We start from the raw sequence: 14,902 nt of genomic DNA, 5'->3' as shown, positions 1-14,902 counted from the left end.
GCGCGCCGCGCGGTGCCTTGCCACGTCGCCGCGCTGCCCGCATTCGTCCCAGCCCCTCTTCCGGCGACGGAGGAGGGGCTTTTTACTTGCGCCAGTTCAGAACGATCGCACGACCACGACGGACGGCTCCGGAGGCTCCGGTGCCCGTGGCGCCGCAGGCGGCGACGGAGGCGTCATCGCCTGAGGCGGCTTCGGCGCGGTCGGCGGCGCGGGTAACGCGGGCACGGCCGGAACGGCAGGCGGCTTCGGCGCCGCGGGCGGGAGCGGCGGCACCGGTGGACGCGGGATGCGCAGCATCGCCGTCTTCGGCACCGTGATCTGCGTGGTGGCGCTCTTGCGGTCGCGCAGGTAAGTCACGCCGACGCGACTGTCGGCGGGCTTGCCGCGCAGCGCGGCCATGGCTTCGCGCGGCGAATTGACCGGCTTGTTGTCGATGCGCTGGATCACGTCGCCCGCTTGCAGTCCGGCCAGCTCCGGGCCGGTGCTCAACACCAGCACGCCGCGATCGGTGCCGAAGTAGCGGCCCAGCTGCGCGTCCACCGTCGCCAGGTTCAGGCCGTTCCAGCGGAAGGCTTCGGTGAGCGCGGGCAGGCGGCAGTCGTCGTCGCCCGGGTCGCAGTCCAGGCGGATGAGTTCGTTGCGCACCTGCGGGGCGACGATCGCCATCGGCCGGGCGAGCGGGTTGCCGTCGGCGTCGCGCGTGACCAGCAGGCGATCGCCGATCTGCGGTGTGGCGCGCGCGGTCGCGGCGCGGCCATCGCGCGTGTAGGCCAGCGCGATCGGCGATTTCACGTCCAGCGTGCGCAGTTGCGCGCGGGCCTGCTCCAGGCGTGCGTCGGCGTCCTTCTGGTCCAGGTTCTTGCCGTTGATGGCGGTGAGCACGTCGCCGCTTCGCAGTCCGGCCTTGGCGGCGGCGCTGTCCGGCGTGACGGCGGCGATGCGCACGCCGGCCTTCGGCTCGGGCGAGAGCACCACGCCCAGCACCGGCTGGCGCGCGAAGCGCTTTTCGAACTCTCGCTCGAACTGCACGCGGTCGAACTTGATGTTCTCGCGCGAAAGTTCGGCATAGCGCTGTGCGGCGCGGTTGAGTTCGGTGCGCGCGTTCTCCAGCTCGCGCGCCTTGTCGGCGTCGGATTTGCTGGTTTGCGCGCCAGCGCCCGCGCAGGCCAGGAGCAGTCCGATCGTTGCGGCCAGCAGCGTCGGTGTGGTGCGGATGGGAATCATGGGTTCGGTCCTGCGGGGTAAGTGGGGAGTCAGTCGACGCTGACCAGCGCGCCGTCGTAGCGCTCGCCGCTGGCGAAGAGCCAGCGCTGCGTGGTTTCGATGCCCGCCAGTTCGCGCATCGTCGCCACGCGCGCCTGCCACAGCGCAGCGCGATCGGCGTCGGCCAGACCGGGCTGCGAGAGCGAGGCATCGATGCGACCGATGCGGCGGTCGAACTCGACCGCCAGCGCCGCGCCGTTGGCCGATGCGACGCGGTCGTCGCGCGCCAGCGCCAGCAGCGTTTCGAGCTGCGCGGATTCGGACTGCAATGCGGCGATGCCGGCGCGCAGTTCGGCGGCTTGCGCGTCCGGTGCGGGGGAAGGCGGTGTCGTCGCGGCGATGCGTGGTGCGGTGTCCGGAGCGGTTGGCTTCGTCGAAGCGGCTGCGCCGTCGTCGCGCGACGGAGCCTGCGTGGGTTCGGTCGTCGTCGCCACGCGCGTCTCGGGTCGCTTCGACGTGGCGATGGGCGGGCGTGAAGTGTCCACCGGCGCGCGCTTGTGCGCGGCGATGGGCGCGTCGCCCGGCGCGACGGCGTCGTCGGAATGGCGCAGCGCCGGAACCAGCGCGATCGCGCCGATCGCAGCGGCGGCCAGCCACACCGGCCAATGCCTGCGGCGCTGCGTGCGCGCGACGGGCGCATCCAGCGCCTGCTGCAATCGCTGCCAGCCACCGTCCGGCGGCGTTTCCACCGGCAATGCGGCGAAGGCGCCGCTCCAGTCGGCGGGCGGGGTGGTGCGTTCGGTGTCAGGCATGGGCCTTCTCCGGTTCGAGCAGATCGCGCAGGCGGCGGCTGCCGCGCGCGAGTTGGGATTTCGAGAAGCTCGGCGTGCGCTGCATCAGCGCGGCGATCTCCTCGTGCGTGTAACCCTCGGCGTGGTACAGCCACAGCACGCTTCGGGTGGTGTCGGGCAGCCGTGCCAACGCGCGGCCCAGCGCGGCGGCATCGGCGGCCGCTGCGGGCAGTGGTGCCGGATCGACGACGAAGTCGTCGTCTTCCAGCGCGACGTCATGCACGTGGCGACGCTGGCTGCGCAGGCGCATCAACGCCTCGTTCACGGCGATCTGGCGGACCCAGCCCCAGAACGGGCTGGCGCCTTCGCCGTGGCCGCCGCGGAAATCGCCGATCCGGCCGAACACCTTGAGCATGGTTTCCTGCAGCACGTCCGCCGCCTCCTCGTGACCATCCGGCCCCTTGCCGCCGCCGAGCATGCGCAGCGCCAGGTTGAACACCGGGCGCTCGAAGCGGCGGTAGATCTGTTCGAATGCCGCCCGCTCGCCGGCCCGCACGCGCGCCAGCAGCGCCTCCGGGACATCGATGGCGAAGCTGCTGCGGGGCGCGTCGGTCGTTGGTGTCACGGGCGGAGACAAGGGCTCGGGGCCTGCGTTCGATGGCATGTCATTCCCAAGGATGCGGGGACCGGGAAAATCGTCGCAGCGGCCTGCTCAGGTCCCTGCGCCTATACTCGGGCCATCAGAAGGAGGGGATCATGAGCCTGAGTGCAGTACTGAGCGTCGTCCTGCTGTTCGCCGGTGTCGTCCTGGTGCTCAAGGCGGTCCGGATGGTGCCGCAGGGGTATGAATGGACGGTGGAGCGCTTCGGCCGCTACACCCACACCATGGACCCGGGGCTGCACTTCCTGATCCCGATCGTCTACGGCGTCGGCCGCAAGATCAACATGATGGAGCAGGTGATGGAGGTCCCCAGCCAGGACGTCATCACCAAGGACAACGCCGTGGTGAAGGTGGACGGCATCGTCTACTTCCAGGTGCTCGACGCGGCCAAGGCCGCCTACGAGGTCGCGCAGCTGGAGGTCGCCATCCTCAACCTGGTGATGACCAACATCCGCACCGCCATCGGTTCGCTGGACCTGGACGAATCGTTGTCCAAGCGCGACGAGATCAACGCCAAGGTGCTGGTGGCCGTGGACCAGGCCACGCATCCGTGGGGCCTGAAGGTCAACCGCATCGAGCTCAAGGACATCCAGCCGCCGCGCGACCTGGTGGATTCCATGGCGCGGCAGATGAAGGCCGAGCGCGAGAAGCGCGCCAACATCCTGGAGGCCGAGGGCCACCGGCAGGCGGAGATCCTGCGTGCCGAGGGCGAGAAGCAGGGAGCGATCCTCGCCGCCGAAGGCAAGCGCGAAGCCGCCTTCCGCGAGGCCGAGGCCCGCGAGCGTCTGGCCGAAGCCGAAGCCAAGGCGACGCAGCTGGTGTCGGATGCGATCGCCGCCGGCAACGTCAGCGCCATCAACTACTTCGTCGCGCAGAAGTACATCGAGGCGTTCAAGGCGCTGGCCGAGGCGCCGAACCAGAAGTTCGTGATGATGCCGATGGAGTCGGCGGGCGTGATCGGCTCGCTGGCCGGCATCGCCGAACTGGCGAAGGAAGCGATGGACCGCAAGCCTGTGATTGCTACGCCGCCGCCGTCGCCGCGGACGGGAGGCTGACCGATGCAGTGGGACTGGCAGACGGTGACCTGGGCGGTGGTGGCGCTGCTGCTGTTCGCCGCCGAAGCGATGGCGCCGGGAGCGTTCATGCTGTGGCTCGGCTTCGCCGCAGCGGCGGTGTTCGCGATCGTGCTGCTGGTGCCGGGCGTGCCGGTGCTGGCGCAAGTGACGGCGTTCGTAGTGCTCAGCTTCGTCTCCATCCAGGTGTACCGCACGTGGTTTCGAGGCCGGGAACCCCGCAGCGACCAGCCCAACTTGAACCGTCGCGCGCAGGCGCTGGTCGGACGCGTCGTGCCGCTGGAGCTGGCCATCGTCAACGGTCACGGTCGCGTGCAGATCGCCGATGCGTACTGGGACGTGAGCGGCCCGGAACTTCCCGCCGGTACCGTCGTGCGCATCATCGCCACGCGCGGCATGACGCTCATGGTCGAGCCCGCGCAGTGATGCGCCTGTACACCGCGTGCCTGCTGCTGGCCGGCCTGTGCGCCGGTGGCGGTACATGGGCAGGCGGGCATCCGATGATGATCGGCAAGGTGGTGCCGCCCTATCCGGAAGGGTACCGATCCAACACCGGCAGCTGCGTGGGCACGGGCACCGGCATCGACCAGCTCTGCACGCGCAGCATCGTCACCCTGGACGATGCCGAAGACCGCACGGTGCAGCTGCTTGCCGCGCAGTTCGTCGACCGGGTGGGCGACGAGCCGCGCTGGCGCATCACCGACGCCCTGCCGTACCCCGCGCTGCGCCGCGATGAACTGGTCGCCATCGCCACCTGCCAGCGCGACGGCGTGGACGACACCAGCGTGGTCGCGATCATCGACACCGGCGCGGCGGGTGCCTCCGAGCTGGACATGCTCCCGGCCGCGCGCTGGGCGATGCGGCTGGACCGCGCCTCGGGCAAGTTCCTGCGTGTGCAGCCCTCGCGCGTGCGCTGCTACAACGAAGGCTCCAGCGAGTAGCGCCGCGTCCATGCGCCGGCGTAGGTGAATGCGGGAAAGCCCCGCGCCGGCCGTTCTGGGATAATCGCGGGCTCGCTCCCGCACACAGGTTCCCAGCGCCATGACCCAGAAGACGATCCTCAACCAGACCCACCGCGACCTCGGCGCCAAGATGGTCGACTTCGGTGGCTGGGACATGCCGATCCATTACGGCTCGCAGATCGAGGAACACCACCAGGTGCGCCGCGACGCGGGCATGTTCGACGTCAGCCACATGACCGTGGTCGACCTGCGCGGCGCGAAGGTGCGCGACTTCCTGCGTCGTCTGGTCGCCAATTCGGTGGACAAGCTCAAGGTGCCGGGCAAGGCGCTGTACACCTGCATGCTCAACCCGCAGGGCGGCGTGATCGACGACCTCATCATCTATTACCGCGCGGAGGACTTCTTCCGCCTGGTCGTCAACGCCGCCACCCGCGACAAGGACCTGGCGTGGATCACCGAGCAGGCCGAGGCGTTCGACGTGAAGGTCACCGAGCGCCCCGACTTCGGCATGATCGCGGTGCAGGGCCCCAGCGCGCGCGAGAAGGTGCTCGGCCTGCTGCGCGAAGAGGACCGCGCTGCGGTCGGCAAGCTCGGCAAGTTCGTCGCCGCCGAGGCGAAGACGACGGGCGGCATCGACGTGTTCGTCGCACGCACCGGCTATACGGGCGAGGACGGTTTCGAAGTGGTCGTGCCCGAAGCGCAGACCGTCGCTTTCTGGAACGCACTGCTGGAAGCCGGCGTGAAGCCCGCCGGCCTGGGTGCACGCGACACGCTGCGCCTGGAGGCGGGCATGAACCTCTATGGGCAGGACATGGACGATTCGGTCTCGCCGTACGAAGCCGCGCTGGCCTGGACCGTGGCCCTGGACGACCAAGCTGATGGAAAGCCGCGCGACTTCATCGGCCGCGACGTGCTGGAGAAGCAGAAGGCGGCCGGCGCGCCGCGTCAGATGATCGCGCTGGTGATGGACGAGAAGGGCGTGCTGCGCCACGGCCAGAAGGTGCTCACCGACAACGGCGACGGCGAGATCCTGTCCGGCACGTTCTCGCCGACGCTGGGCAAGGCGATCGCCTTCGCGCGCGTGCCGGCCGGCACGCCTGGCAACGTGCGCGTCGACATCCGCGGCAAGGAAGTCCCGGTGCGCGTGGTGAAGTTCCCGTTCGTGCGCGACGGCCAGCCGCAGGAAGGCGTGCTGGGCTGATCGCCGTGGTCGCGCGCGTCGTCGAGTACTACTTCAGCCTGATCTCGCCGTATGCCTGGCTCGGGCATGCGGCGGTGCTGGCGGTGGCACGCGAGACGGGCGCGACCCTGCACTACCGGCCGGTGCGCATCTTCGAACTGTTCGATGCCAACGGCGGCCTGCCGCTGGGCAAGCGCGCACCGGCGCGGCAGCGTTACCGCCTGATCGAACTGCAGCGCTGGCGCGAACAGCGCGGCCTGCCGCTCAACCTGTCGCCGGCGTTCTTCCCGGTCGACATCGCCCTGGCGGACGGCTGTGCGATCGCGCTGGTCGAGGCGGGACACGATCCCTCCGGCTACATGGACGCGGCGTTCCGCGCGCTGTGGTCGGAGGATCGCGACCTTGCCGATCCCCAGGTCGTTGCTGCGTTGCTCCAGGCACAGGGCTTCGATGCGCGGGTCGTGATGGAGCAGGCCGCGACCGACGCCGTCGCCGAGCGGTACGCCGCCAACACGCGCGCGGCGATCGCGGCGGACCTGCCGGGACTGCCGGGTTACGTCCTCGACGGCGAACCGTTCTGGGGCCAGGACCGCGTCGATGCGCTGCGCGATGCGCTCGTGCATCCGCGTGCGCCGTACCGCCCGTCCGTCGAGCCACGCTGACCGCGATCCGCTACCCTGTCGCGGTCCGGGTCGGCGCCGTTAAACTAGGCGCCGACATCCGGTGTTCCGCCGCCCCCGCAAACGTTTCGAGGCTCCCGTCATGAGTGAAATTCCCGGCGATCTGAAGTTCATGAAGTCCCATGAGTGGGTCCGTATCGATGGTGACGGCAAGGCCACCGTCGGCATCTCCGACCACGCACAGGGCCTCCTCGGCGACCTGGTGTACGTCGAACTGCCGAACGTCGGCGACCGCGTGGAAGCGGGCACCGGCTGCGCCGTCGTGGAGTCGGTGAAGGCCGCCTCCGACGTCTACGCACCCGTGTCGGGCAAGGTCGTGGCGGTCAACGCCGCGCTGACCGACAAGCCGGAAACCATCAACGAGGACGCCTACGGCGAAGGCTGGATCTTCACCGTGGAGATCGAGGACGCCGATCAGCTCAACGAGCTGCTGGCGCCGGACGACTACGCCGAGCTGCTCGAAGAAGAAGATCACTGACGTCACCGCCGCGCGATCCTTCGCGCGACGCACGCGACACCCGGACCGGCCGCCCTGTGCGGCCGGTTCTTTTTTGCGGTGAGCGCGCGTTGCGGGAAGTGACGGTCGGGTGAGTTTCAGGCGTTGCGCGCGTGCATCCGAGCTTCGACGCCGATCGAAACGCGACGTCCGCCAAGCATCCAAGCGCGACGTCCGATGCCAGCGACAGGGTGCGCCATCGCGCTCACTCGCCACCGTCGAAGGCATCGTCGAGTGGCCCGACGCGACCTGCACGAGCATCTCGAAGCCGTCATCGGGTTCGCGCACTTTCGCGCAAATCGGCTTGTGCGACGCGAAACCGGGCGGTCGTCGGTGATTTTTTTTCGGGTGCCTTCGCGCCCCCCGAAAACGGTTCGCCGCCTCCGTCGTGCATGTGCGCGAGTTTTGCGTCGTCGCTGCGAGCGTTTTCGCAAACCCCTAAAAAAAAGCCATTTGTGAAATGCATGAGTGCGCACGACGGGTTCGATGGTCCTCGTCGCCGTCGTCAGCTGCACCGCTTCGACTGCCGTCCATGGCGATGCCGCACCGACGGCGTTGAAAAAAATTTGGGCGAAGTTGTTGACAGTCCGAAAAAGCGTGATTAGGTTTCGCCCAGCAGACGTCTCCTGCGGAAGAGAGTGAGTACAGACAACGCGACAACTCGCGGCACAAAACGAACCTCCGACCGGGCAGTCGACACGGTGGAAGCAGGGTTCGTTTCCCCCGCGAAAACGCGCACCGTGCACACGCAGGCCAGGCACTCCATCCAACCCGGTCCGCTCAGCGCGCGCCGGGTTTTTGTTTGCCCGCACTCGCGGGCGGTACCGAATCCGTACCGGCGCGCCCGCGCGTCGGCGGCTGCTCGCGGGTCCGACTCCCGCGGCTCTGGTTCTACTGGGCGATAGACCTGCAAGACCACTGATCAATGCTGATCAACCACTGACGAGGAGCCATACCATGGCCATGAAGAAAGCTGCGAAGAAAAAGACCGCCGCCAAGAAGGCGACCAAGAAGGTAGCCAAGAAGGCTGGCGCCAAGAAGACCGTGAAGAAGGCCGCCAAGAAGGCTGCCAAGCGTCCGGCCAAGAAGGTCGCGAAGAAGGCCGCCAAGAAGTCCGTCCGCAAGACGGCTAAGAAGGCCACGCGCAAGACCGCCGCCAAGAAGACCGCGAAGAAGGCCGCCAAGAAGGTTGCCAAGCGTCCGGCGAAGAAGGCTGCGAAGAAGACCGCCAAGAAGGCCACCAAGAAGGTTGCCAAGAAGGCCGCCAAGAAGACGGCTAAGAAGGCTGGCAAGAAGGCCACCAAGAAGGCTGCCCCGAAGAAGGCCGCCCGCAAGTCGAGCCGCAAGAAGACCGCCAAGAAGGCGTCCGTGACGGCGATGCCGGCTACCCCGGCTCCGATGATCTAAGAAAGCCCCGAAGACCGTAATCGAGCTCTCTCCCCGCAGCCCAGGCGGGGGGAGAGTTTTTTTTTGTGGCCTCGAAAGGCGACAGGCGCCACGGGAATGCGGTGCGGCGGTATCCCGTCCTCGACGGAGGGGAGCAGGGTGCGCGGAGCGATGGCCCCGGATGGATGCGACTCGGCACTGGCGGCATCGGATGAGCCCGCCGCTTCGTCTGCGTCAGAAACTCAGCAGCTCACTGCGACACCTGCGGCATCGCTGCACGGGAAGATGGCGCGGTGCGTTGCCCGGATCTCTTGCGGTAAGCGGCGCGCGACGACCCGCCACGCGCGACGCGGGCGGGCCCGCCGCCGATCTCAAGCATCGATGAATGCCCGCCCGTCGAACCGGTGAGCGATGACGCCGCAGGGCGTCGGATCAGCCGCTCAGTGCGGCGCGGCGGTCGAAGCCGATGCGTGCGTGCCCGGCGCGTTCGGTGCGTTGGGCGAGGCGTCGTCGCTGGACTCGGCGGCATAGAGCGTCGGGTCGATGTCGTCGTCCAGCCACTGGCCGGCGGGCAGGCCGAGCGCGTTGTCGAGGATGGTCGGCAGCAGGCCGGAGGGCAGCGAGCTTTCGCTGTTCCACATGATCGCCACGCCGAAGTCGAGCTCCGGCACCATCGCAATCAGGCCGCGATAGCCCTGCACGGCGCCGCCGTGGAAGACCACGCGGTGCCCGGCATAGTCATAGGAGCGCCAGCCCAATGCGTAGCCGGCGCTGGTGAGGCGGCTGCGGCGCCAGGACGAACCGCGGATCTCGCTCGGCGTGCTCACCAGCGGTTGATGCAGCGTGGCCAGCAGCGGCGCGGGCAGCACGTCCGGGCGATGGCCGGTGTGGGCGAGCAGGTACTGCGCCATGTCGCTGGCGCTGGCGTTGACGCCCGCGGCCGGCAGCACCTGGTAGTAGGTGGTCTTGGGCATCATCGACACCCAGCCGCCGCGGCCGCGCACATGCGGACGCGCCCAGCTCGGGCTGGCCTGGATGCCTTCCAGGCCCAGGCTCGCGTCGTTCATGCCCAGCGGCTTGAAGATGCGGCGCTGCACTTCCTGCGCATAGAAGTCGCCGGTGGCGGCGAAGACCATGTCGCCGACCAGGCTGAAGGCGACGTTCTGGTAGCTGTAGCAGGTGCCCGGTGCGCACTGCAGCGGCGCATAGGCGAGCTTCTGCGTCAGCGTGCGGTAATCGGTGTACTGCTCCAGGTCGCGGTCGAACGCGTTGTGCGTGAGCCCGACGCGGTGGCTGAGCAGGTCGGCCACGGTGAGCTGCTGCGAGGCGAGCGGATCGCTCAGGCGGAACGTGGGCAGGTAGTCGACCAGCTTGCTGTCCCAGCGCAGCGAACCGTCGTTGACGAGCAGGCCGGTCATCGTGCCGGCGAAGCTCTTGGACAGCGAGGCCAGGCGGAAGACGGTGTGCGAATCGACCGGCGTGGCATGGCTGGTATCGGTGATGCCATAGCCGCGCGCGCTGAGGATGCGGCCGTCGTGCACCATCGCCATCGCCAGGCCCGGTACACGCTGGTTGGCGACCAGCTGCTGCGCCATCGATTCGAATTGACGTACGTCGAAAGCGGCGGGAAGCGGTACGGCCGGCGGCAGGTTCGCGGGACGCGCGACGGTCGTGGCCACGGTGTTCTGGACACGCGCCGCATTCGTCATGCCGTTGTGCTGCGGAGTCTGCGCAGTGGAGCCGAGCGTGAGCGGCAGCAGCAGGGCAATGGCACACGCCCGGGGCAGGGCGCGCGAAGGCTTTTTCACGTTGCTATTCATGGCCTTCGCCCCTGCTTCACAGTACGCGGGGATCATAGCGCCTATCTAAGGGGGTGGCGCAACAGTCCCGACCACGGCCCTGATTTTGCAGGCTTTAGTGCGGTCCATCGCAGTTCGCGAGGCGCTCTTTTTCCCGTTCACTTTTGTCGATGCGCGGGTCTGCGGGCGGCCTGCGCGGCGGTGCGGCGTCACGCTGCGCGGATGAGCTCGGCGGCGCGCTCGGCGATCATCATCGTCGGGGCGTTGGTGTTGCCGCCGATCAACGTCGGCATGACCGACGCGTCGACCACGCGCAGGCCCTCGACGCCGCGAACATGCAGTTGCGGATCGACCACCGACAGCGCGTCCTCGCCCATGCGGCAGGTGCCGACCGGGTGGTAGATGGTCTCGGCCTTGGCGCGGATGAACTCGACCAGCTCCGCATCGGTGAGGTCGTTGCGCGCGGGGAAGATCGGCGCGCCGCGATACGCATCGAACGCGGGCTGCGCGAGCAGTTCGCGCGAGAGCTTTGCGCATTCGACCATCATCTTCAGATCGAAGCCTTCGGCATCGCTGAGGTAGTTCGCTTCGATGCGCACCTGGTCGCCGGCATGCCCACTGGCCAGCGTGATCCGGCCTCGGCTGCGTGGGCGCAGGAAGCACGCGTGCACGGTGTAGCCGTCGCCGGACAGGCGGTGGCGGCCGTGGTCGTCGAGCATGGCCGGCACGAAGTGCAGCTGGATGTCCGGGCGTTCGTCCGGCGCCAGGCGCGAACGCACGAATCCGCCGGCCTCGGCGATGTTGCTGCTGCCGATGCCGCTGTGGCCGCGCAGGTAGTAGTCGAAGGCGATGCGCGCGTCGCTGAGGCGGTCGTAGGTGATGGGCTGCGTGCAGTGCTGGAGCGTGCAGATGTCCAGATGGTCCTGCAGGTTCTCGCCCACCTGCGCTGCGTCGACGACGACCTGCAGGCCGTGGCGTCGCAACTGCATCGCCGGCCCGATGCCCGACAGCATCAGCAGCTGCGGCGAGTTGAGCGCGCCGCCGCACAGCAGCACTTCGCGCGCGGCGGCTTCGTGGAAGGCGCGGCCCTTCGCGGTGTACACCACGCCGTTGGCGCGGCCGTGCTGGAAGGTGACGCGGCTGGCCGTCGCGCCGGTGACGATGGTCAGGTTGCGACGACCGCGCACGGGATCGAGGTAGGCGACGGCGGCCGAGCAGCGCGCGCCGTCCTTCTGCGTGACCTGGTACAGGCCGAAGCCGTCCTGTCGCGGGCCGTTGAAGTCGTTGTTGCGCACGAAGCCCGCCTGCCGGCCGGCTTCGATGAAAGCGTGCGACAGCGGATTGCTGTGCCGCAGGTCGGACACATACAGCGGGCCTTCGTCGCCGTGCAGCGCGTCGGGTCCGCGCGCGTTGTGCTCGCTGCGGCGGAAGTAGGGCAGCACCGACGCCCAGTCCCAGCCGCTCGCGCCGTGCGCGGCCCACTCGTCGTAATCGGCCGGCACGCCGCGCGTGTAGCACATGGCGTTGATCGAACTGGAACCGCCCAGCACCTTGCCGCGCGGCCACCACAGCGTGCGGTTGTCGAGCTCGCGCTCCGGCGCGGTGTGGTAGTCCCAGTTGACCCGGCGGTTGTTGACCAGCTTGGCCAGGCCGGCGGGCATGTGGATGAAGGGGTGGTTGTCGCGCGGGCCGGCTTCGAGCAGCAGCACCTTGACGTCGGGGTCCGCGGACAGTCGGTTGGCGAGCACGCAGCCGGCCGAGCCGGCACCGATGATGATGTAGTCGTACACGTTTGCCTTGCGCCCCAATCGGTGTGTCGGTCTGCCTGCCAGCGGCCGGCCGACCGTAAGCGCCGCCATTAGAGCAAATGCTCCCAGGGGCGGCAGGCGCGCGATGGCGGGGCCGGGCACGGCGGTTACACTGCCGCCACCTCTCCCCCGGAGCCGCAGTGCGATGACGCAGGGCCACGACGACCGCGAGCCGTCCGCCGTGCCGGCCCGCCGCATCCGGGGCGGGGAGTGGCCGGCGGTGGCGCTTTCGTTCGCCTACTTCTTCTGTGTCCTGGCGGCCTACTACGTGATCCGGCCGGTGCGCGAGCAGCTCTCCGCCGCGGTCGGCTCGACCCAGCTGCCCTGGTTCTACGGCGCCACCTTCCTGGCCACGCTGGCCCTCACGCCGATCTTCGCCGGCCTGATCGCGCGCTACTCGCGGCGCGTCGTCGTGCCGCTGGTGTACCTGTTCTTCATCGCCTGCCTGTTCGCCTTCGTCCCGCTGTTCGCCCAGCCCGATCTGCTGAGCCCGCGCGCGCTGGGCACGGTGTTCTTCGTCTGGGTGAGCGTGTTCAACCTGTTCGTGGTGTCGGTGTTCTGGATCTTCATGTCCGACATCTGGACCAGCGAGCAGGCCAAGCGCCTGTTTCCGATCATCGCGGTGGCCGGCACCTGCGGCGCGCTGGCGGGGCCGACGATCACCGCCACGCTGGTCAACATCATCGGCGTCGCGCCGCTGCTGCTGGTGTCGGCCTCGCTGCTGGGCGTGGCGGTGGTGTGCATCGTGCTGCTCGGCCGCTGGGCGCGCACGCACGGCGAGCGCCGCTTCGAGACCGGGCAGGAAGCGCCGATCGGCGGCAGCATGTGGGACGGCCTGCGTCAGGTGTTTTCCGATCCTTTCATGCGCGGCATGGCGATCCTGCTGCTGCTGGCCGACGGCATCGGCACCGTGAACTACGCGCTGGTGGCGGACTATTCGGGTGCGACCTTCGCCGACGCGGTGTCGCGCACCGCCTTCGCCGCGAAGGTGGACCAGGCCGCCAACGCGCTGACCGTGATCACCCAGCTCACGCTCACGCGCTGGCTGCTGCCGCGCAGGGGGCCGGGCGCGGTGATCATGGTGTGGGCCGTGGTGAGCATGCTCGCGCTGTCGTTGGTGGTGTTGGCGACCGATCCGCATGCGCCGATGGTCTTCGGCCTGCCGGCGGTGGCGGTCGCGCTGATCATCAGTCGCGGCCTGGCTTACGGAATGGCCGAACCGGCGCGCCACAGCCTCTACGCGCGCGTCCCGCGCAACGTCCGCTACAAGGGCCAGAACGCGGTGGACACGGCGGTGTGGCGCTTCGGCGATACCGCGATCGCGCTGAGCATGAACGCCCTGCGCGCGGTAGGCGTGACCACCGCCGGGTTCGCCGGCATCAGCGCGATGGCCGCCTTCGCGGCCGCGACCATCGGCTGGCGCCTGTCGCGTCGCGTGGAAGAAACGCCGCCCGCCGCGACGCAAGCCGCCACGCCATGACCTTCGGCGGATGGCGACGTGCGCCGGCCGGCGCACGCTGCCCCGACTCCGCATCCGAAGGATCGACATGACGCATCGCCGCGACGTCCTGAAGGCCGGCCTCGCCGGCGCCGCATGGATGGCCCTTCCCGCGTTCGCCCGCGAAAAGCCCGCCAAGCCGATGCGCATCCTCGTGCTCGGCGGCACCGGCTTCCTCGGCCCGCACTTCGTCGATGCCGCGCGTGCGCGCGGTCATGCGCTCACGCTGTTCAATCGCGGCAAGACCAATCCGACCAAGTTCGCCGGGACCAAGGGCGTCGAAATACTGCACGGCGACCGCAAGACCGACCTGACCGCGCTGGAGGGCGCGCAGCGCTGGGACGCGGTGCTCGACACCTCGGCCTACATTCCCGCCGACGTCACGCGCTCGGCGACGCTGCTGGCGCCGCGCGTGGACCAGTACGTGATCATCTCGTCCATCTCCGTCTATGCGAACAACGACAAGATCGGAGAGGACGAATCCGGCCCGCTCGCGCAGCTTGCCGATCCCAACGTCACCGAGGTCACCGGCGCAACCTACGGCGGCCTCAAGGCGGCGTGCGAGAAGGCCGCCGAAGCGGCGATGCCGGGCCGCACGACGGTGGTTCGCCCGGGCCTCATCGTCGGCCCCGGCGACACCACCGATCGCTTCACCTACTGGCCGGCGCGCGCCGGTCGCGGCGGCGAGATCCTCGGACCCGGCAGCGCGAGCGATCCCACGCAGTTCATCGACGTGCGCGATCTCGCCGCGTTCCTGCTGCACCTCATCGAACAGCGCCGCTTCGAAACGTTCAACGCCGACGCGCCCGCCGGCAAGCTCACGATGGGCGGCCTGCTCGACACCTGCCGCACCGTCGCCGGCGAGCTGGGCGCACCGAAGTCCACGGTCACCTGGGTGCCGGCGGATTTCCTGGAAGCGAACAAGGCGTCGGCGTGGCAGGACCTGCCGGCGTGGATTCCGCCGACCGGCGAGTACGCCGGCTTCGGCCGTCGCAGTTCGGCGAAGGCGCAGGCGGCGGGGCTGACCTACCGCCCCTTGCGCGACACCGTGCACGACACGCTCGTGTGGTGGCGCGCACAGCCGGCCGAACGCCGCGCCAAGCCCAAGGCCGGCCTCACGCCGCAGCGCGAGGCGGAACTGCTGGCGGCGTGGCACGCGAAGGAAAAGGGCGGCGGCTGAGGCGCAGCCAGCGCTGGAAGACCAGTCGCGTACCAAGAGGCCGATATCGCGCCGGAAAGCGTGGATGGCACAGCCGAAAGGCCGGCGCCCACCCGAAAGGCCGGCAGCACACCCGATGCCGTCATCCCGGCGAAGGCCGGGATCCAGGCCGTCACGTTGTCAGACGCTGTCGCGTCACTCCAGTC

General features: G+C 69.1%; 13 protein-coding genes and 1 pseudogene. 9 read left to right on the top strand and 5 right to left on the bottom strand.

Annotated features, from left to right (window positions below; all coding sequences use genetic code 11):
- Positions 1-96: 96 nt before the first annotated feature.
- Genes AAFF32_RS18565 through AAFF32_RS18555 form a run of 3 tightly spaced genes read right to left on the bottom strand, consistent with a single transcriptional unit; the run spans position 97 to position 2,619 of the window.
- Positions 97-1,224 carry a PDZ domain-containing protein gene (locus tag AAFF32_RS18565; RefSeq protein WP_216963704.1) on the bottom strand — a complete coding sequence of 376 codons (1,128 nt, stop codon included), beginning with the start codon at positions 1,222-1,224 and terminating at the stop codon, positions 97-99.
- Positions 1,225-1,253: 29 nt separating this feature from the next.
- Positions 1,254-2,015, bottom strand: a complete 762-nt coding sequence (locus AAFF32_RS18560; protein ID WP_342315986.1) for a hypothetical protein — start codon at positions 2,013-2,015, stop codon at positions 1,254-1,256.
- Entirely contained in the window at positions 2,008-2,619 is a 612-nt protein-coding gene (locus AAFF32_RS18555; RefSeq protein WP_342315985.1) for a sigma-70 family RNA polymerase sigma factor, read from the bottom strand. Before AAFF32_RS18555 ends, AAFF32_RS18560 begins: the two co-directional genes overlap by 8 nt.
- A gap of 131 nt (positions 2,620-2,750) precedes the next feature.
- On the opposite strand from AAFF32_RS18555, the gene AAFF32_RS18550 reads away from it, so the two are divergent.
- The 7 genes from AAFF32_RS18550 (at position 2,751) to AAFF32_RS18520 (ending at position 8,453) form a co-directional block, all read left to right on the top strand.
- Positions 2,751-3,710, top strand: coding sequence for an SPFH domain-containing protein (locus AAFF32_RS18550; protein WP_216963696.1), 960 nt, complete (start codon positions 2,751-2,753; stop codon positions 3,708-3,710).
- 3 nt (positions 3,711-3,713) lie between these two features.
- Positions 3,714-4,154: an NfeD family protein gene (locus tag AAFF32_RS18545; protein ID WP_216963693.1), complete on the top strand. Its 441-nt coding sequence runs from the start codon at positions 3,714-3,716 to the stop codon at positions 4,152-4,154.
- On the top strand, positions 4,154-4,669 hold the full coding sequence (locus AAFF32_RS18540) for a hypothetical protein (protein ID WP_216963690.1): 516 nt from the start codon (positions 4,154-4,156) through the stop codon (positions 4,667-4,669). Before AAFF32_RS18545 ends, AAFF32_RS18540 begins: the two co-directional genes overlap by 1 nt.
- Before the next feature lie 100 nt (positions 4,670-4,769).
- A complete protein-coding gene (gcvT, locus tag AAFF32_RS18535; RefSeq protein ID WP_216963687.1) occupies positions 4,770-5,891 on the top strand; it encodes a glycine cleavage system aminomethyltransferase GcvT in 1,122 nt (373 codons plus the stop codon).
- Between the two features lie 5 nt (positions 5,892-5,896).
- A complete protein-coding gene (locus tag AAFF32_RS18530; protein ID WP_216963684.1) occupies positions 5,897-6,532 on the top strand; it encodes a 2-hydroxychromene-2-carboxylate isomerase in 636 nt (211 codons plus the stop codon).
- Between the two features lie 100 nt (positions 6,533-6,632).
- Positions 6,633-7,028, top strand: coding sequence for a glycine cleavage system protein GcvH (gene gcvH / locus AAFF32_RS18525; RefSeq protein ID WP_216963682.1), 396 nt, complete (start codon positions 6,633-6,635; stop codon positions 7,026-7,028).
- A gap of 975 nt (positions 7,029-8,003) precedes the next feature.
- Complete coding sequence (locus AAFF32_RS18520; protein WP_216963679.1) at positions 8,004-8,453, top strand: hypothetical protein; 450 nt, start codon at positions 8,004-8,006, stop codon at positions 8,451-8,453.
- A gap of 518 nt (positions 8,454-8,971) precedes the next feature.
- Here AAFF32_RS18520 and AAFF32_RS18515 read toward each other — a convergent pair.
- A pseudogene (locus tag AAFF32_RS18515) lies at positions 8,972-10,252 on the bottom strand (serine hydrolase domain-containing protein); the annotation flags it as partial.
- A 188-nt stretch (positions 10,253-10,440) separates the two neighbouring features.
- Positions 10,441-12,021 (bottom strand): choline dehydrogenase, encoded by a 1,581-nt coding sequence (locus tag AAFF32_RS18510; RefSeq protein ID WP_342315983.1) that lies wholly within the window; start codon positions 12,019-12,021, stop codon positions 10,441-10,443.
- Positions 12,022-12,184: 163 nt separating this feature from the next.
- Here AAFF32_RS18510 and AAFF32_RS18505 point away from each other — a divergent pair, with 163 nt between their 5' ends.
- Together AAFF32_RS18505 and AAFF32_RS18500 are read left to right on the top strand one after the other, a co-directional pair.
- On the top strand, positions 12,185-13,519 hold the full coding sequence (locus tag AAFF32_RS18505) for an MFS transporter (RefSeq protein ID WP_342315982.1): 1,335 nt from the start codon (positions 12,185-12,187) through the stop codon (positions 13,517-13,519).
- Between the two features lie 67 nt (positions 13,520-13,586).
- On the top strand, positions 13,587-14,717 hold the full coding sequence (locus AAFF32_RS18500; RefSeq protein WP_342315981.1) for an NAD-dependent epimerase/dehydratase family protein: 1,131 nt from the start codon (positions 13,587-13,589) through the stop codon (positions 14,715-14,717).
- Positions 14,718-14,902 lie beyond the last annotated feature (185 nt).

The organism is Lysobacter sp. FW306-1B-D06B (genome assembly GCF_038446665.1).
In the GTDB taxonomy this organism is placed as follows: domain Bacteria; phylum Pseudomonadota; class Gammaproteobacteria; order Xanthomonadales; family Xanthomonadaceae; genus Lysobacter_J.
Note: the sequence above shows the minus strand (reverse complement) of the source record. Positions and strands in the feature narration are given on the sequence as shown.